The sequence below is a fragment of the Streptomyces sp. HP-A2021 genome, assembly GCF_022807935.1.
In the GTDB taxonomy this organism is placed as follows: domain Bacteria; phylum Actinomycetota; class Actinomycetes; order Streptomycetales; family Streptomycetaceae; genus Streptomyces; species Streptomyces afghaniensis.
Genome location: NZ_CP094344.1, coordinates 1,912,143 through 1,932,396, shown reverse-complemented (window position 1 = coordinate 1,932,396; position 20,254 = coordinate 1,912,143). Strand labels below are relative to the sequence as shown.

General features: G+C 72.4%; 23 protein-coding genes. 11 read left to right on the top strand and 12 right to left on the bottom strand.

Translation table 11 applies throughout. The features are described from left to right. Positions 1 to 5 precede the first annotated feature (5 nt). Both MQE23_RS08970 and MQE23_RS08965 read left to right on the top strand, forming a co-directional pair. Entirely contained in the window at positions 6 to 194 is a 189-nt protein-coding gene (locus MQE23_RS08970; RefSeq protein ID WP_003994122.1) for a gas vesicle protein, read from the top strand. After that, positions 191 to 511: a gas vesicle protein K gene (locus MQE23_RS08965; protein WP_020270860.1), complete on the top strand. Its 321-nt coding sequence runs from the start codon at positions 191 to 193 to the stop codon at positions 509 to 511. The genes MQE23_RS08970 and MQE23_RS08965 overlap by 4 nt, the downstream gene beginning before the upstream one ends. 1 nt (position 512) lies before the next feature. Here the strand turns inward: MQE23_RS08965 and MQE23_RS08960 are convergent, their stop codons facing one another. The 3 genes from MQE23_RS08960 to MQE23_RS08950 all read right to left on the bottom strand — a co-directional run bounded on the left by MQE23_RS08960 (position 513) and on the right by MQE23_RS08950 (position 3,011). Then, a complete protein-coding gene (locus MQE23_RS08960; protein ID WP_020270859.1) occupies positions 513 to 683 on the bottom strand; it encodes a hypothetical protein in 171 nt (56 codons plus the stop codon). A 42-nt stretch (positions 684 to 725) separates the two neighbouring features. Further along, positions 726 to 1,547, bottom strand: a complete 822-nt coding sequence (locus MQE23_RS08955) for a class I SAM-dependent methyltransferase (RefSeq protein ID WP_243382547.1) — start codon at positions 1,545 to 1,547, stop codon at positions 726 to 728. Between the two features lie 99 nt (positions 1,548 to 1,646). Beyond that, positions 1,647 to 3,011, bottom strand: coding sequence for a diacylglycerol kinase family protein (locus MQE23_RS08950; protein ID WP_243378815.1), 1,365 nt, complete (start codon positions 3,009 to 3,011; stop codon positions 1,647 to 1,649). A 92-nt stretch (positions 3,012 to 3,103) separates the two neighbouring features. Between MQE23_RS08950 and MQE23_RS08945 the strand changes: the two genes are divergently transcribed. Continuing rightward, positions 3,104 to 3,646 (top strand): MOSC domain-containing protein, encoded by a 543-nt coding sequence (locus MQE23_RS08945; protein ID WP_243378814.1) that lies wholly within the window; start codon positions 3,104 to 3,106, stop codon positions 3,644 to 3,646. Positions 3,647 to 3,823: 177 nt separating this feature from the next. Beyond that, positions 3,824 to 5,443, top strand: coding sequence for an ATP-binding cassette domain-containing protein (locus tag MQE23_RS08940; protein WP_020270855.1), 1,620 nt, complete (start codon positions 3,824 to 3,826; stop codon positions 5,441 to 5,443). A gap of 46 nt (positions 5,444 to 5,489) precedes the next feature. Here MQE23_RS08940 and MQE23_RS08935 read toward each other — a convergent pair whose 3' ends face one another. Then, positions 5,490 to 6,590, bottom strand: a complete 1,101-nt coding sequence (locus tag MQE23_RS08935; RefSeq protein ID WP_020270854.1) for a Vms1/Ankzf1 family peptidyl-tRNA hydrolase — start codon at positions 6,588 to 6,590, stop codon at positions 5,490 to 5,492. 65 nt (positions 6,591 to 6,655) lie between these two features. Between MQE23_RS08935 and MQE23_RS08930 the strand changes: the two genes are divergently transcribed. Further along, positions 6,656 to 6,943, top strand: coding sequence for a DUF6158 family protein (locus MQE23_RS08930; protein ID WP_020270853.1), 288 nt, complete (start codon positions 6,656 to 6,658; stop codon positions 6,941 to 6,943). A 562-nt stretch (positions 6,944 to 7,505) separates the two neighbouring features. On the opposite strand, the gene MQE23_RS08925 is transcribed toward MQE23_RS08930, so the two are convergent. The 5 genes from MQE23_RS08925 to MQE23_RS08905 all read right to left on the bottom strand — a co-directional run bounded on the left by MQE23_RS08925 (position 7,506) and on the right by MQE23_RS08905 (position 11,741). Then, on the bottom strand, positions 7,506 to 9,608 hold the full coding sequence (locus MQE23_RS08925) for a catalase (RefSeq protein WP_243378813.1): 2,103 nt from the start codon (positions 9,606 to 9,608) through the stop codon (positions 7,506 to 7,508). Next, positions 9,608 to 10,150 (bottom strand): type 1 glutamine amidotransferase domain-containing protein, encoded by a 543-nt coding sequence (locus MQE23_RS08920; protein ID WP_020276874.1) that lies wholly within the window; start codon positions 10,148 to 10,150, stop codon positions 9,608 to 9,610. The genes MQE23_RS08925 and MQE23_RS08920 overlap by 1 nt, the downstream gene beginning before the upstream one ends. A 5-nt stretch (positions 10,151 to 10,155) precedes the next feature. Continuing rightward, the gene (locus tag MQE23_RS08915; protein WP_020276873.1) at positions 10,156 to 10,830 is read right to left on the bottom strand and encodes a hypothetical protein; all 675 of its coding nucleotides are present in this window, start codon (positions 10,828 to 10,830) and stop codon (positions 10,156 to 10,158) included. Continuing rightward, positions 10,827 to 11,258 carry a CBS domain-containing protein gene (locus tag MQE23_RS08910; protein ID WP_037673444.1) on the bottom strand — a complete coding sequence of 144 codons (432 nt, stop codon included), beginning with the start codon at positions 11,256 to 11,258 and terminating at the stop codon, positions 10,827 to 10,829. The genes MQE23_RS08915 and MQE23_RS08910 overlap by 4 nt, the downstream gene beginning before the upstream one ends. Before the next feature lie 81 nt (positions 11,259 to 11,339). Next, entirely contained in the window at positions 11,340 to 11,741 is a 402-nt protein-coding gene (locus MQE23_RS08905; protein WP_243382545.1) for a DUF2795 domain-containing protein, read from the bottom strand. Between the two features lie 159 nt (positions 11,742 to 11,900). On the opposite strand from MQE23_RS08905, the gene MQE23_RS08900 reads away from it, so the two are divergent. Then, positions 11,901 to 12,086, top strand: a complete 186-nt coding sequence (locus tag MQE23_RS08900; RefSeq protein ID WP_243378812.1) for a hypothetical protein — start codon at positions 11,901 to 11,903, stop codon at positions 12,084 to 12,086. Here the strand turns inward: MQE23_RS08900 and MQE23_RS08895 are convergent. Further along, positions 12,040 to 13,833: a thiamine pyrophosphate-requiring protein gene (locus MQE23_RS08895; protein ID WP_243378811.1), complete on the bottom strand. Its 1,794-nt coding sequence runs from the start codon at positions 13,831 to 13,833 to the stop codon at positions 12,040 to 12,042. The two genes, MQE23_RS08900 and MQE23_RS08895, sit on opposite strands and share 47 nt — an antisense overlap. A 244-nt stretch (positions 13,834 to 14,077) precedes the next feature. Between MQE23_RS08895 and MQE23_RS08890 the strand changes: the two genes are divergently transcribed. The 4 genes from MQE23_RS08890 to MQE23_RS08875 all read left to right on the top strand — a co-directional run bounded on the left by MQE23_RS08890 (position 14,078) and on the right by MQE23_RS08875 (position 18,265). After that, positions 14,078 to 14,872 (top strand): RNA polymerase sigma factor SigF, encoded by a 795-nt coding sequence (locus MQE23_RS08890; protein ID WP_243378810.1) that lies wholly within the window; start codon positions 14,078 to 14,080, stop codon positions 14,870 to 14,872. 202 nt (positions 14,873 to 15,074) lie between these two features. After that, positions 15,075 to 15,779, top strand: a complete 705-nt coding sequence (locus tag MQE23_RS08885) for a hypothetical protein (protein WP_243378809.1) — start codon at positions 15,075 to 15,077, stop codon at positions 15,777 to 15,779. Between the two features lie 189 nt (positions 15,780 to 15,968). Further along, positions 15,969 to 17,216 carry an aminotransferase class I/II-fold pyridoxal phosphate-dependent enzyme gene (locus MQE23_RS08880; RefSeq protein WP_243378808.1) on the top strand — a complete coding sequence of 416 codons (1,248 nt, stop codon included), beginning with the start codon at positions 15,969 to 15,971 and terminating at the stop codon, positions 17,214 to 17,216. After that, positions 17,213 to 18,265, top strand: coding sequence for an MBL fold metallo-hydrolase (locus MQE23_RS08875; RefSeq protein ID WP_243378807.1), 1,053 nt, complete (start codon positions 17,213 to 17,215; stop codon positions 18,263 to 18,265). The genes MQE23_RS08880 and MQE23_RS08875 overlap by 4 nt, the downstream gene beginning before the upstream one ends. A gap of 79 nt (positions 18,266 to 18,344) precedes the next feature. Here MQE23_RS08875 and MQE23_RS08870 read toward each other — a convergent pair whose 3' ends face one another. After that, on the bottom strand, positions 18,345 to 18,959 hold the full coding sequence (locus MQE23_RS08870) for a VTT domain-containing protein (RefSeq protein WP_243382543.1): 615 nt from the start codon (positions 18,957 to 18,959) through the stop codon (positions 18,345 to 18,347). Positions 18,960 to 18,994: 35 nt separating this feature from the next. Then, positions 18,995 to 19,768 (bottom strand): MBL fold metallo-hydrolase, encoded by a 774-nt coding sequence (locus MQE23_RS08865; RefSeq protein ID WP_243378806.1) that lies wholly within the window; start codon positions 19,766 to 19,768, stop codon positions 18,995 to 18,997. Between the two features lie 83 nt (positions 19,769 to 19,851). Between MQE23_RS08865 and MQE23_RS08860 the strand changes: the two genes are divergently transcribed. Beyond that, entirely contained in the window at positions 19,852 to 20,253 is a 402-nt protein-coding gene (locus MQE23_RS08860; RefSeq protein WP_086599425.1) for a hypothetical protein, read from the top strand. Position 20,254: the final 1 nt, after the last annotated feature.

Here is a 20,254-nt window from a genome sequence, read left to right as displayed (position 1 = left end):
AATCCGTGACCGTAGTGGAACGCCGTGAGGTCGCCCTCGTGGACCTGCTCGACCGGCTGCTCGCCGGCGGCGTCGTGATCACGGGGGACATCACGCTGCGCATCGCCGACGTCGACCTCGTCCGTATCGACCTCAACGCGCTCATCAGCTCGGTGAACGCCCAGGTTCCCTCCCCGTTCGAGGAGTTGCTGTGACGTCGTCCGACCAGCCCGCGCACAGCCCGCGGCCGCGCCGCAACCGGCTGGACCTGGAACCCGACACCGTCGAGCGTGACCTGGTCAAACTCGTGCTCACGGTGGTGGAGTTGCTGCGCCAGCTCATGGAGCGCCAGGCGCTGCGCCGCTTCGACGTGGGGGATCTGAGCGAGGACCAGGAGGAGCGGATCGGCCTCACGCTCATGTTGCTGGAGGAGCGGATGGCGGAACTGCGCGACCGCTACGGACTGCGGCCCGAGGACCTCAATCTGGACCTCGGGCCGCTCGGACCGCTGCTGCCCCGCGACGGGGGCTAATTCACCACCTGTACCAGCGGCCCCTGCCTCCGGCCGCCGACGTACCACGGACGAAGAATCCCAGCAGCCACAGAACGAGAACCGCCAGAGCGATCCACCAGAGAACCTTTACTGCAAATCCGGCACCGAACAGGACCAACGCCAGAAGCAGTACCAGCAGGATGGGAACCATAATTCGAACCTCCTGCTTTTAGGGTGTCCCCGAATCGGTGTTTCAGGCGTCCTTTCGGCAGAGAATTTCTCCGTGCAGGACGCTGAACCAGCCGTCCTCGCATTCCCCCCACTGCCGCCAGGCGTCGGCCACGGCCCGCAGTTCCGCCTCGCTCGCGTGCCCGCCCTGCCGGGCCCGGTCCGCGTACGCCGACGCCAGCGTCCGGTCGGCCCACAGCCCGCTCCACCAGGACCGCTCCTCAGGCGTGGCGAAGGTCCAGGTTCCGGAGGTCGCCGTGACGTCCGTGAACCCGGCCCGCAGTGCCCACGCCTTCAGCCGGCGCCCGGCGTCCGGCTCGCCGCCGTTGGCGCGGGCGACCCGGCGGTAGAGGTCCAGCCAGTCATCGAGCCCCTCGGACGCCGGAAACCAGGTCATGGCCTCGTAGTCGGCGTCCCGCACGGCGACCAGCCCTCCAGGCTTCAGTACCCGCCGCATCTCGCGAAGCGCCCCCACCGGATCCCCCACGTGCTGCAGCACCTGGTGGGCGTGCACCACACAGAACGTGTCGTCCGGGTGGTCGAGGGCGTGCACGTCGGCGACCGCGAAGTCGACGTTGGCCAGCCCTCGCCCGGCAGCCGTGGCCCGCGCCCGCTCCAGGATCTCCGGCTCCCGGTCTACGCCGGTGACATGACCGTCGGGCACCAGTTCGGCCAGGTCGGCGGTGATGGTGCCCGGCCCGCACCCGACGTCCAGGATCTTCATGTGGGGGCGGAGCGACGGCACCAGATACGCGGCCGAGTTGGCGGCGGTCCGCCAGGTGTGCGAACGGAGCACCGACTCGTGGTGCCCGTGCGTGTAGACGGCGGTCTCCCGTGGTTCCGGCATGGCGGATCCCACCCCTTCGTGTCGGGTCGGCATGGGATCACCGTACGCAGTTCGGCCGCATTGTGAGACCGCATTCCCGTCATATGGACTGACGGGGTGTCAGTGCGGTGTCAGTCGGACGGGATCGGCCGGCCGGTAGACGGTCAGCGCCTCGGGCAGCTTCTCCAGCGTCACGCGGCCCTCCACCTCGGTGACTTCACCGTCGTAGGCGAGGAGCGTGCCGGGCGCCACGTGGTCCAGGCGCAGTCGTCCCACCTGGACGGCGGCGTGGGCGGGGGAGCGGGTCAGCGGCCCCGCGAGGGCGGCGGCGAGCAGCCGGACCGCCGGCCGGCGCCCGCCGTGCACGACCCGCACGTCCAACTGCCCGTCCGCCATGTCCAGCCGGCGCCCGGGCGCCAGCCCCATGCGGTGATAGGTGCCGTTCCCGGCGAACAGCAGCCACAGCGGATGCGTACGGCCCTGAACCTCGGCCTCCAGCGGGTGCCGGTCGGCCCGCAGCACGCGCAGGGCCGCGAGCACGCCGGCGGGCCAGCCGCCGATCCGGTGCGACCAGCGCTCCCGCTCGCGCACGAGCTCCGGGTAGACGCCGACACTGCACGTGTTGAGGAAGACGCCGTGCTTCCCGCCGCAGGAGTACCGGCCCACGTCCACGCGCACGGCGTCGCCCGCACACAGCGCGCGGGCGAGATCGCGTACGCCCTCGATGCCCAGGTCGTAGGCGAAGTGGTTGAGGGTCCCGCCCGGCAGCACCGCGAGGGGCAGGCCGGAGCGGAGCGCGGCACGGGCGGCTGCGTTCACGGTGCCGTCCCCGCCGCACACGCCGAGGACCCGGGCACGGGTGGCGGCCTTCTCCAATTCGGCGGGCACGTCCCCCGGTTCGCACTCGACGACCTCGGCCCGGGGGAGGGCGTCCCGCAGGGCACGGACCCGCTCGGCGCTCCCGGCGCCGGTGTTCGCCACCAGCACGAGTCCCTCGCCGTCCGGCAGTGCCGGGACCTCGGCGCGGGACCGGGCCGGCGGGGCGACCTGACCGCGCGTCGGCACCATGCCCCGTACGGCGAACGCGGCACCCACGCCCAGGGCGGCGCCCGCCAGGACGTCGCCCGGGAAGTGCGCGCCGCTGTGGCCGCGAGCGAGGGCGGCGGAGGCGGCCACCGGGGCGACGACCGTGCCCCAGGCGGGGGACTCCAGGGCGACACCGGTCGCGAAGGCGGCGGCCGATGCGGCCTGCCCGGAGGGGAACGCGGTGGAGGCCGGCCGCCGCTTCAGCTGCCGCGCCGTCGGGACAGTGCGCTTGCCGAGCGCGCTGACGGTGAGGGAGGCGAGGCCGAGCGAGGCCAGGCCGCGGGTCGCCGCGCGGCGGGCGCGGGGGGTGCGGGTCGCCGCGAGGGCGGCGGCGGCAGCGAACCACAGGGCGTCGTGATGCGCGGTGCGGCTCAGGCGGGGCAGGACGGCGGGCGTCATGGGGTGCGGGTACCCGGAGGGGGGTGGACACACCGGCCCTCCACGGGCAGGCTCAGGGTTGATCATCGCGACCGAAGAGGGGGATCCGAGGTATGAGCGGGCGAGTGACGGCGGTCAGCAGCAACGGGGAGTACTCGTTCACCAAGCCGAACCGGGACAGCATCAGGCTGCTCGCCGGGCTGGGTGTGGAGGGGGACGTGCACGCCGGCGTGACGGTCAAGCACCGGTCGCGCGTCGCGCAGGATCCGACCCAGCCGAATCTGCGCCAGGTGCACCTCATGCACGAGGAACTCTTCGAGGAGGTCGGTGAGGAGGGGTTCAAGGTGGCGCCCGGCGAACTCGGCGAGAACATCACGACGCAGGGCATCGATCTGCTCGGTCTGCCGGCCGGCACGCTGCTGCGCATCGGCGACACCGCGGTCGTGGAGGTGACCGGCCTGCGCAATCCCTGCCTCCAGATCGACAACTTCCAGGACGGGCTGCTGAAGCGGGTCGTGGGGCGCGACGAGGCGGGGAACGTCGTGCGCAAGGCCGGGATCATGAGCGTGGTGCGGGAAGGGGGCGTGGTGCGCCCCGGCGACGCGATAGCGGTTGAACTTCCTGCGGGGCCACACAGGCCCCTGGAGCGGGTCTGACCGTTGTCGCTGGGGCCGGGTGGGTCCGCAGCCCGGCGGAGCGGGATGCCGCTGTGCCCACCCGTGCCGCCTGGGGGTACCTCCCAGGCCCTTGAGGCACTGGGGGAGGCACGACTGCCCGCAGCTGGGTGGAAATGGGTTTGCCCGGGGCGGCGTCCGGCGCACAGAATCGCGCTCATGGGTCACCTCGAAGCCGCGCATCTGGAGTACTACCTGCCTGACGGAAGGGCGCTGCTGGGTGATGTGTCGTTCCGGGTCGGGGAGGGGGCCGTCGTCGCCCTCGTGGGGCCCAACGGGGCCGGGAAGACGACCCTGCTCCGCATGCTCGCCGGTGAGGTCAAGCCGCACGGCGGGACCGTCACCGTCGGCGGCGGACTCGGCGTGATGCGGCAGTTCGTCGGATCCGTACGCGACGAGAGCACCGTACGGGACCTGCTCGTGTCCGTCGCCACCCCCCGCCTCCGCGAGGCGGCCCACGCCGTGGACACCGCCGAGCACGCCATCATGACCGTCGACGACGAGGCCGCCCAGCTGAAGTACGCCCAGGCCCTCTCCGACTGGGCGGAGGCCCGCGGCTACGAGGCCGAGACGCTGTGGGACATGTGCACCACGGCCGCGCTCGGCATTCCCTACGAGAAGGCGCAGTGGCGTCAGGTCCGCACCCTCTCCGGCGGCGAGCAGAAGCGGCTCGTCCTGGAGGCCCTCCTGCGCGGCACCGACGAGGTGCTCCTCCTCGACGAGCCCGACAACTACCTCGACGTCCCCGGCAAACGCTGGCTTGAGGAACGGCTCGCCGAGACCCGCAAGACCGTCCTCTTCGTCTCCCACGACCGCGAACTCCTCGCCCGCGCCGCCCAGCGGATCATCTCCCTGGAACCCGGCCCCGCGGGTGCCGACGCCTGGGTGCACGGCGGTGGTTTCGGCACGTACCACGACGCCCGCCGACAGCGGTTCGAGCGCTTCGAGGAACTGCGCAGGCGATGGGACGAGAAACACGCCCAGCTGAAGAAGCTGGTGCTGACGCTCCGTCAAGCCGCCGCCGTGAGCCATGAGATGGCCTCTCGATACGCCGCCGCCCAGACCCGGCTGCGCAAGTTCGAGGAGGCCGGCCCACCGCCCGAGCCGCCCCGCGAGCAGGACATCAGGATGCGGCTCAAGGGCGGCCGCACCGGCGTAAGGGCCGTCACCTGCGAAGGACTCGAACTCACCGGTCTGATGAAGCCCTTCGACCTGGAGGTCTTCTACGGCGAACGCGTCGCCGTCCTCGGCTCCAACGGCTCCGGCAAGTCCCACTTCCTGCGCCTGCTCGCCGGCGGCGACGTGGCGCACACGGGCACCTGGAAACTGGGAGCCCGGGTCGTCCCCGGCCACTTCGCGCAGACGCACGCGCACCCGGAGCTGGAGGGCCGCACGCTGCTCGACATCCTGTGGAAGGAACACGCACAGGACCGCGGCGCGGCGATGTCCCGGCTGCGCCGCTACGAGCTGACGAACCAGGCCGAGCAGACGTTCGACCGCCTGTCCGGCGGCCAGCAGGCCCGCTTCCAGATCCTCCTGCTGGAACTCCAGGGCGTGACGGCGCTGCTGCTCGACGAGCCGACCGACAACCTGGACCTGGAATCCGCGGAGGCACTCCAGGAGGGCCTGGAGGCCTTCGACGGCACGGTCCTCGCGGTCACGCACGACCGTTGGTTCGCCCGCTCCTTCGACCGCTACCTGGTCTTCGGCAGCGACGGCCGGGTCCGGGAGACCCCGGACCCGGTCTGGGACGAACGCAGGGTGGAACGGGCCCGCTAGGACCCGGCTCGTAGGGGGCCGGCTCGTAGGGGGCCCGGCACCCCGCTCACTTCCAGCGGAGCAGCGCCCCGAGGCCGCCGGCCGGAACCTCGCGCTCCGCAACGGCCAGTGCCGCCGCGTCCGTGGCCACGGCCGACCGGATCAGCGCGTCGTCCGCCCGGGCCGGCCAGGAGTGCTGCTCGCCGAGGATCTTCAGGTCCGTACGCCGCACCGCGACCTGGTCCGGGTCCTCGCCGATCCACACCTCGCGGTGCGCGTCCGGCCCGTCCGGCCTGATCAGCAGCTCGTCGATGCGGTGCTCACGCGCCGCCTCGATCAGCGCGGGCACGCCCTCCACGGCTCCGGAACGGCCCTCGTCGTCCGGGTTCCGGGCGGCCCGGAACCGCTCCAGCTCCGCCTCGGCCTGCCGCGCCACATGCTCGGCGCGGGCCCGCTCCACGTCGTCGTCGAGGAGCCGGCTGCCGCTGCCGTGCGGCGCCTCGACGACGAGGTCGTGCAGCCGCTTGGGCAGCCGCTCGTGCACGGACCGCCGCTCCCGGTCCTCGCCGACGAGAATCAGCAGGTCGGCGCGGGTCTCCTCCTGGCACACGGCGAGCGCGTCGGCGATCTCCGCGGCGTTGTGCTCCCAGGTGTTCTCCACTCGCAGCTGGAAATGCCGCTCGGACCAGTCCACGGAGCTCGTCCGGTGCACCGGCCACTGGCGCCCGGTGATGCTTCCGGCGCCCTCGCTGCCCAGGGCGCTGCGCAGCTCGAAGTCGGCGCCCTTGCGGTCGACGTACGCCACTACGCACACCGGGTCCTCGCCGGCCAGTTCCAGCAGCGGCGTCACACGCGGCAGCGGGGCCCATTCGGCCCAGTCACCGCCCTGCGGGGGACGGGCCAGCGGCGGGTCGAGGACCACCTCGCCGGCGCGGGCGAACAGGGCCCGGCCGTGCGGTTCCGAAGAGTGCCGCAGGTCCTCGATCGCGCTCTGCACGGCCCGGCAGGTCGCCTCGTCCGCGCCCTGGTCGGCCAGCTGCCTGGCCATCGCCTGGGCCGTCAGCTGCCGCTCGTGGGGGGTGGCCTCCGTATGCCGGGAGGTGTCGACGTACACCGAGGCCCAAGGCCCGGGGTGTTCGTACAGTGGGTGCAGAAAGGCGAGATCCATGGCTCCCTCCCGGATGCCGCTCGGGGGTAGTGCTCAGTTGCTCCCGGGGCGGGTACCCGGACCACATGAACGAACACGAAGAGCGGGGCAACACCATGACCGGAGTGGACCCTGACCGGTTGGACGACCAGCAGCTCATGAAAGAGCTGGAGACCATCCACCGCACGCGCCACGACACGCTGCTCTACGGCTCGAACGACGCGCTGCGGGCGCACAACGAACGCATGGCGCAGCTGGAGGGCGAGTTCCTGCGCCGCAACCCGAGCCGCCCGGTGGCGGCGGGCCGCACCCGCGAAGGGGCCCGGGAGCGGGGAAGCGGGGAGTCGACGACCCCCACGACCCCCGGCACCTGAACCCTGCCAGACCAGCACCGAAGCGACACGCCCCGGCGGTCAGCGGCGCAACGCGCCCCGGCCGGAACCGGTAGATCACACCCGGGCCGGCACCGCCCTTCACGAGCGGGTTCACGTCGGCATGAGGCGGGCTGCTCCGCGCCGCCACCACCCGACTGATCCGCACCACACAAGCGCCCCCGGCCCCGCAGGCGCTTCGCGCGCGGACCGGCACCGCCCGCACGACCGGCATAGCATCGGCACAGGGCGAGCCCTCCGCACCGGCGCAAGCCGGCCTGGTCCGCACTCCACAAGCGTGTCGCGCCCCGTACCGGGGCATCGCGCGCGGGGGTCCGCCCCGGCACAACACGACCCGGCCCGCGCCGCCCGAGCGCAAGTCCCGGCCCGCGCCGCAGAAGCGCGCGGCCTGACCCGTACCGGCGCATCGCGAACGGGTCGGACATCGGCGCAACCCGAGCCGCCCCCCAACCGGCGCAACCCGAGCCGCCCCCTGCACACCACAAAAACGAGCCGGGCCGCGCCCCCACAAGCGCGGCCCGGCCCTGCCCCCCTGCCCCCCGGCTCAGTGCCGCACCGGCCCCCGCCCCCAATGCCGGTGCGCCGCGATGGCGGCGCAGAACGTGTTCAGGAACTCCTCGCTCGCCGGCCCCGGCGACGTGTCCGTCACCACGCCCTGGTCCGCGACCACGCGCTGGAACTCCGTCGACAGCCTCAGCCCCTCGGGCTCCAGCGCCGACAGGACGCCCACGCCCGAGCCGAGCGCGCCCACCGGCTTGCCGTGCCGGTAGGCATCCCGCACGAACCGCACCGCGTCCGGGTCGGCGACCGTCGGCGGGGTGCCGACGGGCCCGCCGGGCAGCAGCACGGCGTCGTACAGCACGGACGCCACGGTCGGCAGGGCACGGTCGACCGCGTACGTCTCACCGTCGGACCCCTTGATCGTCCCGTCCGTCGGGGCCAGCGCCTCGACGATCGCCCCCTCGGCGGCCAGCCGCTCCCGCACGGAGGTGACCTGCTCGGCGTCCACGCCGTCGGTGACCAGCACCGCGATCTGCCGTGTCCGGATCGAACCGTCCCCGCGCAGCGACTCCAGGCTGAGCGCGGGGGAGGCCGACTTGGACGCGGCCTCGGCGGCGGACGGCTCCGGCACCCCGACGCCCCGCGCCACCTGCACCGCCAGCTCCCCGTCGACCTTGGCCAGGTGCTCGACCGTACGTGCCCGCACGGTCATCGCGCCCACCTTGCCGAGCTCGAACCGGAACGCCTCGACGATGTGCTGCTTCTCCCAGTCCGCCATGCTGTTCCAGAACATCGCCGGCTGGCTGTAGTGGTCCTGGAAACTGGGACTGCGGCGCCGGATCTTGTGGCCGTCCACCCGTTCGGCGTAATGCGTGTACGCACTTCCCCCGGCGCCCGCGTGGGCCGGGCAGCCCCCGCCGAGCGAGTTCGGGAAGTAGTTCGTGCCGGAGTGGATCGCGCTCTGGTGGTAGCCGTCGCGCTGGTTGTTGCGCACCGGCGCGACCGGCCGGTTCACCGGCAGCTGCGAGAAGTTCGGCCCGCCGAGCCGGATCAGCTGGGTGTCCAGGTAGGAGAAGTTCCGCGCCTGGAGCAGCGGGTCGTTGGTGAAGTCGATGCCGGGGACGACGTTCGCCGTGTGGAAGGCGACCTGCTCGGTCTCCGCGAAGAAGTTCTCCGGGTTGCGGTCCAGCACCATCCGGCCGATCGGCCGCACCGGCACCTGCTCCTCCGGGATGATCTTCGTCGGGTCGAGCAGATCGAAGTCGAACGCGAACTCGTCCTCCTCCGGCACGAGTTGCACGCCCAGCTCCCACTCGGGGTATTCGCCCGCCTCGATCGCGTCCCACAGGTCACGCCGGTTGAAGTCCGGGTCGCGGCCCTGGCACTCCTGCGCCTCGTCCCACACCAGCGAGTGCACGCCGAGCCGTGGCTTCCAGTGGAACTTCACGAACGTGCCCTTGCCGTCCGCGTTCACGAACCGGAAAGTGTGCACGCCGAAGCCCTGCATCATGCGGTAGCTGCGCGGGATCGCCCGGTCCGACATCAGCCACATGATCGCGTGCAGCGTCTCGGGCTGGAGCGACACGAAGTCCCACAGGGTGTCGTGCGCGGACGCGCCCGTCGGGATGTCGTTGTGCGGCTCGGGCTTCACCGCGTGCACGAAGTCGGGGAACTTGACGCCGTCCTGGATGAAGAAGACCGGGAAGTTGTTCCCGACCAGGTCGTAGTTGCCCTCGGAGGTGTAGAACTTGGTCGCGAAGCCGCGCACGTCCCGCACGGTGTCGGCCGAACCCTTGGGGCCCTGCACGGTCGAGAACCGTACGAACACGGGCGTGCGCACGGCCGGGTCCTGGAGGAACGCCGCACGGGTGAACTCCGCGCAGGACTCGTACGGTTCGAAATAGCCGTACGCGCCCGCGCCCCGCGCGTGCACCACCCGTTCCGGGATCCGCTCGTGGTCGAAGCGGGTGAGCTTCTCCCGGAAGTGGAAGTCCTCCATCAGCGTCGGCCCGCGCTCGCCCGCCGCCAGGGAGTCGTCGGTGTGGTCGACCTCGACTCCCTGGTCGGTGGTGAGCGGCCCGCCGGCCGGATCGTCCGCCTTGAAGGCCTCGCGCTGTTCCTGTTTCCGGTCGGCGGGAGACACCATCAGGCGGCCTCCTCGGCGAAGACGTCGAGGAAGGTTTCGCAGAACGCCTTCAGGTCGTCCGGCTTACGGCTGGTGACCAACTTGTTGGCACCGTGGTCACAGACCTGCACCTGCTCGTCGACCCAGGTGCCGCCCGCGTTGCGGATGTCGGTCCGCAGGCTCGGCCACGAGGTCAGCGTCCGGCCGCGTACGACGTCCGCCTCGACCAGCGTCCACGGCGCGTGGCAGATCGCGGCCACGGGCCGGCCCTGCTCGAAGAAGTCCCGGACGAACGCGACTGCCTTGTCGTCCATCCGCAGGAAGTCCGGGTTGGCCACACCGCCCGGCAGCACCAGCGCACCGAACGAGCCCGGAGCGGCCTCGCCCACCACCTCGTCCACGGGGAAGGTGTCCGCCTTGTCGAGGTGGTTGAACGCCTGGATCTCCCCCTGCTTGGTCGACACCAGCACGGGCTCGTGACCGCCGTCCTTCGCGGCCTGCCACGGATCGGTCAGCTCGACCTGCTCGACGCCCTCGGGTGCCACCAGAAATGCGATACGCATGATGCTCAACGTCCTTTCCCGGAGCGCGCGGCGCTCCAGCGCGCCGCGTCGCTCCTCGCTTTCTTGTCGTTCTTGCGGTTCCTGCGGCCCGCCCGCACGCACCGCAGCAACTCCTCGCCGTACGGCAGCAGCACGCAGGTGCCGATCGCCGCGGCGATGCCGGCCAGATAGCCGCGCGACAGCGGCCGCCGGCGCGGCACCAGCCGCCACGCGTCGGGGTCCCCGCGGCCGCCGCGCAGCAGCGACTTCACCTGGTCGGCGTGCAGGCACATCAAGGAGGCCAGCGCCCCGAACGGCAGCGACTCCAGAAAGCTGTGGATGTGCTGCTCTATGGGCTTGACCTCACGCTCGCTGTCGACGGCCGTACGGACGTCCCACAGCGCCGTCGCCTCGTGCACCGCGGCCCCGCCCAGCTGCACGCTCAGCAGCAGCGGGTTCACCTCGTAGCGCAGCGTCAGCGCGATCGGGATGCCGACCTCGGCCATCATCAGCGAGTGGATCAACGACTCCTTGGTGCCCGCGGTCTCCTCGATACGGGTCCGCCGGTGCATCACCCAGTCGGCCACCCCGGGCACGAACCAGCTGGGCAGCAGCCCGTACAGCAGGTAGCGGGTCGTGGCGTCACCGACGTCCACGGTGACGCCACTGGCCCTGATCTCCTTCGCCTGGTCGGTGCTCACACACCACCTCGGGCGTCCGGCTCGGCGCGGCTGATGTCGGCGAGCGCCGACGCGGGGTCCTCGGCCTCGGCCAGGTCGCCGAGGCTCACCATCCCGACCGGCAGCCCGTTCTCCACCACCGGCAGGCGGCGCACCGCGTGCTCGCGCATCAGCGCGGCCGCGGTCGTCACCCGCTCGTCCGGCGTCACCGTCACCGGATCCGGTGTGCACACCGACTGCACGCTCACCGTCATCGGGTCGGCACCGTCCGCCACCGCCCGCACCGTGATGTCACGGTCGGTGAGCACGCCGATCACGTCCTGCCCCTCGGCCACCACCACGTCGCCGATGTTCTGGGTGCGCATCAACTGCGCCGCCTCGACGAGCGAGGCGTCCGGGCGTACGGCGACCACACCCGGGGTCATCACGTCCTTCACCAACTCGGCCATCACTGAGGCCCTCCCTCCGTTCCCCGGCCGACGGGGGCACCGTGGGCGGTCGAGCCGCCCGCGGCACCCCCGTCACGGTCCCTACGCGTACTCCTCCGGTCCGGTCTCCCGGGCCCGGATCAGGGCCTGGGCCAGCTCCTGGACATTGCCGTAGCGCTCCTGGCGCGGCAGCCGCTCCAGGGCCTCGACGAGGGCGTCGGGCGCCTGGTGGCCGCGCAGCTCGCGGGCCAGGTCGCGCGCGCTCGCGGGGAACGCCCTGCGGCCCAGGATCCGGGCCAGCTCCAGGCGCACCGACTCCAGGGACGTGGGCGCACGGCTCGGCGTCACCGGCCCGTGCGCGACCTCGGGGTCGTCCTCGGCGGCCGGCTCCGGGTCGTGCCACTCCTCACTGCGGGTGGGGTGCCCGGACCTGAGCAGCCCCTGGAGTTCGTGCTTCATCTCGTCGTCACGGTGGACGCTCAGCCGGTCGCTGCCTCGCTGCATGTCTCCCTCCAGACGGTCGGGGGTCCGCACCGCGTACCCGAACACCGCGAGCCGACACGGGTTCGCCACCCCGGATCGGTGCCCTCCGCACTGGTTTGCGCCACGGCCTGCGGGAGACCCGGATCACACCCCCCACTCATCTCTGGGGAAGGACACGCCATGGCGATGCTCTCTGTGCTGCTTCCGGTGCTCATGCTCGGAGTGGTGCTGCTGCTGGGCCGCTACGAGGAGCTGCTGCTGCCGCAGGACGGCGCCGACCGGCGCGAACCGGTCGGCGTGCCCCCGGCGGCGGCGACCGCTACTTCTTCTCGCGCCCCGGCAGGAACTCCTGCATCTTCGCCTTGAAGCCCTGCTTGACCACCGATCCCCGGTCCGAGTCACCCTTCAGGATCGACGCGGCGGTCGCCTCCATCTGCTCCCAGGTGGCGTGCGGCGGGATCGGTGGGACGGCCGGATCGGTCAGGAACTCGACCACCGCGGGACCGTCCGCCTCCAGCGCGGCACGCCAGCCCGCCTCGACGTCCTCCGGCTTCTCCACCCGGATGCCGGTCAGCCCCAGGGAACGCGCGAACGCGGCGTACTGCACGTCCGGGAGCTGCTGTGAGGGCAGGAACTGCGGCGCGCCCTCCATGGCCCGCATCTCCCACGTGACCTGATTCAGATCCTGGTTGTTCCACACGGCGATCACCAGCCGCGGGTCCTCCCACTGGTGGCGGTACTTCGCCGCCGTGATCAGCTCCGCCATCCCGTTCATCTGCATCGCCCCGTCGCCCACCAGCGCGATCGCGGGCCGGTCCGGGTGCGCGAACTTCGCGCCGATCACGTACGGCACGCCGCAGCCCATCGTCGCCAGCGTGCCGGAGAGCGAGCCCCGCATGCCCGGCCGCATGGTCAGGTGCCGCGCGTACCAGTTGGCCGTCGACCCCGAGTCGGAGGCGACGATCGCGTTGTCCGGCAGCAGCGGGTCCAGGGCCCGGGCCACGTACTCCGGGTTGATCGGGTCGGCGTCGAGTTCCGCGCGGCGCTCCATGACCTCACGCCAGCGCGTCACGTTGGCGCACACCGTGTCGTACCACTCGCGCCCGCGGCCCTCCTCGATCAGCGGGATCAGCCGCTCCAGCGTGGCCTTCGCGTCGCCGACCAGGTTCACCTCGTACGGGTAGCGCATCCCGACCATGTGCGGATCGATGTCGATCTGCACACCCCGCGCCTTGCCGAACTCCGGCATGAACTGGGTGTAGGGGAAGGACGACCCGATGGTCAGCAGCGTGTCGCAGTCCCGCATCAGCTCGTACGACGGACGCGTGCCCAGCAGGCCGATCGAGCCGGTGACGTAGGGCAGTTCGTCGCTGAGGACGTCCTTGCCGAGCAGCGCCTTGGCGACACCGGCGCCGAGCAGCTCGGCGATCGACTCCATCTCGGCCCGCGCGCCGGCCGCGCCCTGGCCGACCAGGATCGCCACCTTGTCACCGGAGTTGAGGATCTCGGCGGCCCGCCGCACCGAGTCGTCGGACGGCACGGCCGTCCACGAGCTGCGGTCCAGGCTGGAGGGCACCATCTTGAACTCGTGCGTCGGCGGCGAGTAGTCGAGCTCCTGCACATCGCCGGGGATGATGATCGCGGTCGGACAGCGGCGCGCGTACGCCGTGCGGATCGCCCGGTCCAGCACGTTCGGCAGCTGCTCCGGCACGGTCACCGTCTCCACGAAGTCGGAGGCGACGTCCTTGTACAGCGTGTGCAGATCCACTTCCTGCTGGTAGGAGCCGCCCATCGCGGTGCGGTGCGTCTGGCCGACGATCGCCAGCACCGGGACGTGGTCCAGCTTGGCGTCGTACAGGCCGTTCAGGAGATGGATCGCGCCCGGCCCGGACGTGGCCGTGCACACCCCGAGACGGCCGCTGAACTTGGCGTATCCGACCGCTTGGAACGCGGACATCTCCTCGTGCCGCGACTGCACGAAACGGGGCTCGTTCTCGGCCCGGCCCCACGCGGCGAGCAGGCCGTTGATGCCGTCGCCCGGATAACCGAAGACCTGCTCGACCCCCCACTCGCGCAACCGCTCAAGGACGTGGTCGGAGACCTTGGTGCTCATGTACGACCTCCCGGACGTATGGGGACAGAGCCAGCTGTACGAGTCACCCTGCGCGACGGCGGAAAACCTCTCCGGGTTTGCGGGCGGGGGCCGGGGGCAGGCGCACCTCAGTGCTTCGGACAGGAGGCACGTCCGTGGGAGCGGCGAATCGCGCCGCCACCGGTGCTCCTGGTCCGCACCCAGTCGACGCGCTCCCACGGTGACCGTCCAACCCAGAGCACCAGCAAGGGAATTGCGACGCATCATGCCGATCCACACCAGCACGAAGCAGCACCCCCACGACGACGCCCCCGACACCGCCGACGCCTTCCGCAGGCTCGCCGCACTGCCCGACGGACCCGAGCGCGACGCACTCCGCGACGAGATCGTCGAGGCCTGGCTGCCCATGGCCGACCGGCTCGCCGGGCGTTTCCGCAGCCGCGGCGAGAGCTTCGAGGACCTGCGCCAGGTCGCGGCCCTCGGCCTGGTCAAGGCCGTCGACCGGTACGACCCCGAGCTCGGCAACGCCTTCGAGAGCTACGCCGTGCCCACCATCACCGGCGAGATCAAGCGGCACTTCCGGGACCACATGTGGACCCTGCACGTACCTCGCCGTGTCCAGGACCTGCGCAATCGCGTCCGGTTCGCCTCCCAGGACCTGTCCCAGACCATCTCCGGCCGGCGGCCCACCGTGGCGGAGATCGCCGAGCACGCGAAGCTGAGCGAGGAGGACGTCAAGACCGGCCTGGAGGCGCTGGAGAGCTTCACCGCCCTGTCCCTGGACGCGGAGCTGCCCGGCAGCGAGGACGGGTACTCCCTGAGCGACGCGCTCGGGTCGCCGGATCCGGCGCTGGACACGGTCGTCGACCGTGAGGCCGTGAAGTCGCGGCTGGCGGCGCTGCCGGAGCGGGAGCGGGCGATTCTGTACATGCGGTTCTTCGGGGACATGACGCAGAGCCGGATCGCCGAGGAGCTGGGGATCTCGCAGATGCACGTGTCCCGGCTGATCAGCCGGTGCTGTGGTCGGGTTCGGGAGCAGGTCATGCGGGATGTGGCGTAGCGCCGTGAGGGTCGTGGTGGTTCGGGCGTGTGCGGGCCGTGTGCGGCTGGTCGCGCAGTTCCCCGCGCCCCTGAAGGACGTCCGACTTCACCCGGTCGAGTGGTGCTGTCCCGCCAATGGGGCATGGCCGCGCGCGGCGTTGTAGCGGGCTGGCTGTGATGGCAGAAGGGCCTTTCTGCCGTCGCCCGAAGGAGTTCGCTCCATGCGCCGCACCCGTCACGCACTCTCCGTCGCCGTCCTGGCCGGCTCGGCCCTGGTCGGGTTCGCTCCGGTCGTGGCCGCCGAACCCGCCGCCGAACCCGCCGCCGAGGTCAGTCCGGCCACCGTGGAGCCCGGCGGCACGGTCACCGTCTCGGTCAGCTGTGATCCGACCGGGGGGCCGCCGCCCGACAGCATTGATGCGACCTCACAGGCCTTCGACGAGGGCACGGTCCCGTTGAACAAGGTGACCGGCAACGACGACGAGGTGTCCGGCCCGGCCTACCGGGGCACGGCCCGTATCGCTCCCGCGGAGAACTTCGAGGGTGATCCCGACGCCCTCGGCGAGGACTCGGAGTGGACCGTCGACGGCACCTGCCCGGCCGCTCCCGGCGGGGAGGGCACGCCGTGGAGCGCGACGTTCACCGTGGCTCAGGGCGGTGGCCACCACGAGCCGTCCCACCAGCCGACGCACGAGCCCGCCCACAAGCCCTGTCCCGACGAACCGCGCGACGAACCGCGCGACGAACCGTGGCACCACTCCGCCGAGTGCGGGGGAGCGGTCGTCCAGCGCGGGGTGCGCGCCGGTGACGGCGGTGCCTTCTCCGACTCCGTGCCCGCCCTGGTCGCGGGCGGCGTGCTGATCGCGGGCGCGTTCGGTGCCGCCGTGCACCGGCTGCGCAACCGGGAGAGCGACCCCTACCGCTGAGCCCAGGCGCGCACCACCGCCCCGCAAGCCCCCGCTTTCCCCGGCCCGGCCCGCTCAAGCTGTGACCGTCACAACCCGGCCGGGCGCCCATGGAGCGGCGGCGCCATGGGTACTCAGTGGCCGAGGACACGCGCGATACGGCTCGGACGAGGGCGACAGGACACGGCACCAGGCACTGCGGAGGTACGGATGCGGCGGACCGACCCGGAAGGTCACGGCCCCGTCCGGTTCGGGCCCCCGCTCCCCGAGGACGGACTGCCCGTACTGCCGGAGCTGTCCGCCGTGCTCGCCGCCGCGGCGTCCCGGGGCGACCACGAGCCGGCCGGCGGAGGACCGGCCCTGCGCGAGGCCGCCTGCGGCTACTGGGACCGGCGCGGACTGCACTGCGCCCCCGGCCGGGTGGCCGCCGGACCCGGCGCGCCCGCGCTGCTGCTCGCCCTGACCGCCGCCCTCGGCGGTGACGTCCTCGTGCCGAGACCCTGTGCCGCCTGGTGGGCGCCGTACGCCCGCCTGCTGGGGCGCCCCGTCTTCCACGTGCCGACCCCGCCGGAGAGCGGCGGTGTGCCCGACCCCTACGCCCTGCTGGAGACCGTGCGCCGGGTCCGCGCGGAGGGCGGTGATCCGCGCCTGCTCGTGTTGTCCGTCGCCGACGACCCCACGGCCACCGTCGCCCCTCCCGAGCTGCTGCACGAGACCGTCGAGGCCGCCCAGGGGGAGGGCCTGCACCTGGTCAGCGACGAGACCTGGCGCGACACCCTGCACGACCCGCACGACACCGTGCTGCTCAGCCCCGCCGAGATGCTGCCCGACCGGGTCACCGTCGTCACCGACCTGGCCGGTGCCCTCCTCCCGCCCGGCTGGCCGGCCGCGGTGGCCCGCTTCCCGGCCGGCGAGGACGCCGACGGCCTCCACGCGCGCGTGCTCGACGTCCTCACCGCGCTCGACGCCCGGGTCGCCGCCCCCGTCGCCGCGGCGGCCGTCTACGCGCTGGGGGAACCGGAACCGGTCACCGCGCGCGTCGCCACCGCCGTGCGCCTGCACGCGCGCCTGGCCGCCGAGGCGCACGCCGCCGTCGTCGCGGCCGGCGCCCTCGCCCGGCCCCCGCAGGCCGGCCGCCATCTGTACGTCGACCTCGCTCCGCTGGGCCCCGCGCTGAGCGCGCACGACGTCGGCGACGCCCAGGAACTGGAGGACTTCCTCACCGCCCGCCTCGGAATGCCCGCACCCGGCGGCCACCGCTTCGGCGACGAGCTCGAAGCCCCGCGCGTGCGGCTCTCGACCGGCGCACTGCTGGCCGGCTCCGACACGGAACGCGCGGAATGCCTCACCTCACCCACGCCGTTGGAACTGCCACACGTGCAGCGGGCGTTGATCCAACTGAAGTCGGCCTTCGACGATCTCCGCGACGACGCTCAGCGATGGGAGCCTCCTCGATGACGCAGCAGTCCGAGTCGACCACGAGCACGACCACTCGGGAAGCCGGCGACGCGGCCCTCCCGTCCCCCGTCGCGCCCCCCTACCCGCCGCTGGCCGAGCCGAGACCACTGGCCGAACGGCGGGTGTGGCCGCGCACGTTCCACGACCGGCTGACCGCCCCGCTCCCCGGACTGAGGGCCATGGCCCGCTTCGCCCGCGAGGGTGCCGTGAGACCGGGCCCGGAAGGCCTCGCCGACATCCCCCGGCTCCCCTACGCCCCCGGCCCGCTGCCCCGTGTGGACGCCCGCACGGTCGCCGTCACGTGGGCGGGACACGCCAGCTGGATCCTGCGCATCGGTGGGCTCACGGTCCTCACCGACCCGGTCTGGTCCCGCCGGATCCTCGGCACCCCGGCCCGCATCACCCCCGTGGGCGTCCCCTGGGAGGCACTGCCGCGCGTCGACGCCGTCGTCATCAGCCACAACCACTACGACCACCTGGACGCCCCCACGCTGCGCAGGCTCCCGCGCGACACCCCCGTGTTCGTCCCGGCCGGCCTGGCCCGCTGGTTCCACCGCCGCCGCTTCACCCGCGTCACGGAGCTCGACTGGTGGGAGGCGGCCGAACTCGACGGCGTCCGCTTCGACTTCGTCCCGTCCCACCACTGGTCCAAGCGCACCCTCACCGACACCTGCCGCAGCCTGTGGGGCGGCTGGGTCCTGACCGACCAGGAGGGCCGGCGCGTCTACTTCGCGGGCGACACGGGCTACGGCCACTGGTTCTCCCGCATCGGCCGCCGCTACCCCGGCATCGACCTCGCCCTCCTCCCCATCGGCGCCTATGACCCCCGCTGGTGGCTCAGCGACGTCCACTGCGACCCGGAGGAAGCGGTCCGCGCGGCCCAGGACCTGGGAGCGACCAGGATGGCCCCCATGCACTGGGCCACCTTCGTCCTGTCGGCGGAACCGGTCCTGGAACCCCTCACGCGGGTACGGGCGGCATGGGAAAAGACGGGCCTGCCCCGGGAGAACCTGTGGGACATGCCGGTGGGCGCTTCAAAGGTGCTTTAGGCAGGCAAGGGGCGCGGGGACCTGTGCGAACAACCACGACGAACCCGCACCCCGAAAACAAACAGAACCTCCAGCGGCGCTACCGAACCCGCCGCACCACACTCGGCACCACACTGATCAGCAAGGTCAGCGCAATCGCCGCGACCACACCCTCCCACGGCTCATCGAACAACGACCCCCCGAGAATCCCGATCAACTGATACGTCACGGCCCAGGCCAGACAGGCCGGCAGATTCCCCCGGGAAAACCTCCGCAGCGGCCACTTCGCCAGAAGACACGCCAGCATCACCGGAATCCGCCCCGCCGGCACCAGCCGCGACAAGACCAGCACCGCCACACCATGCTCGGCGAGTTTCGTCTGCGCCTGCTCCAGCCGATCCTCCGGTGCCCGCGCCCGGATCGCCTCCAGCCAGCGTGAGCCGTTCCTCGACTTCATCCCGCGCCGCCCCAGCCAGTACAGCGCGGCGTCGCCGAGGAACGCCGCCAGCGACGCCGTCACGAACACCATCGCCAGCGAGAACGGCGCCGTCTGGTGGACGGCGACCACAGCCGCCGAACTCACCAGCGCGCCCGTCGGGATCACCGGCACCAGCGCCCCGATCAGCACCAGCAGGAAAAGCGTGGGGTAGCCGATCGCCTGCTGCGTGGACTCCGGCACGACGGACGCCGGCGTGACGGCCGACACCGCGAGCAGAGGTACGGCGGCCTGCGCCACCGGCGAGGTCCAGATCACCGCGCGGCCTCGAGGCGCACGCTCTCCCCGTGCCCGAGCCGGTGCACCGCCACGCCGGGCGCGTGCCGCGCCGCGAGCCGCACGAACTCGTCGCCCGGCGCATGGAACTCGTGGGGGCGCACGGCGTCCATCCCGATCGGCCAGTACGTGCCGTAGTGCACCGGCACCGCACTGCGCGGCGCCAACTGCGCCAGGGCCTGAGCCGCCCGGCCCGCGTCCAGATGGCCCTCGCCCAGGTACGGCCCCCAGCCGCCCACCGGCAGCAGCGCCACCTCGACCGGCCCGACCTCCTCGGCCATGTCGTCGAACAGCCCGGTGTCCCCGGCGAAGTACGTCCGGGCCTCGCCGGCTATGACGTAGCCGAGCGCGGGGGAGCGGTGCGGTCCGAGCGGCAGCCGGCGTCCGTCGTGCCGCGCGGGCACGGCCCGTACGACGATGTCGCCGACCGGGGTCTCGTCCCCCGGCGCCACCTCGCTGACCCGCAGGTGCGCGAGCCGGCGCAGTCCCGGCACCGCCCGGCGCGCGCCCCGGGGCACGAGCAGGCGTGTGCCCGGAGCCAGCTGCATCAGCGACGGCACATGCAGGTGGTCGGCGTGCAGATGCGAGACCAGGGCGACGTCCGCCCGGTGGGCGCCGGGAGGCGGCAGGTCCCCGCGCCGGCGGCGCAGGTGCGCGAGCCGGCGTGCGAACAACGGATCGGTGAGCACGCGTACGTTCGAGTCCTCGACCGTGCAAGTGGCGTGACCCCACCAGGTGATCTCCACCGGCACTTCTTTGCCCCCTTCGCGCGACTCCCCGAAGCCTACGTGCAGGAGTAGGGTCGGCGGCGAAACCGGAGGTGAGGGGGGACGCCATGGTGCCGGTCAGGGTCACGGCGATCGCGAGTCTGACGCCGCTGGAGGAGCTCGACGACGATCCGTTCCTGGTCGACTCCCGCAGCCAGCACGCGATGTGCGCCCGCTGGGCCGCCGAGCGGGGCTATGTGATCAGCCGGGAGTTACTGGTCCGGGGGCTGCGTCCCGACCACTGCGCGCTGTGGGACGGCGTCCGCCCCGGCCTGGACCTGTTCGTGGCACCCAGCCGGAGAGTGCTGGAGAGCGCGCTCGCCTCCGTCGAGGAGTTCACCGCGGAGTGCGCGCGGCGCGGGGTGCGGGTCGAGACGGTCGGGCACGCGGAGCCGGCGTACGACGCGGCGATGAAGGCGTGCGTGCACCGCAGGCTGTCGATGCCCACGGCCGGCTACGACGGGCGCTGAC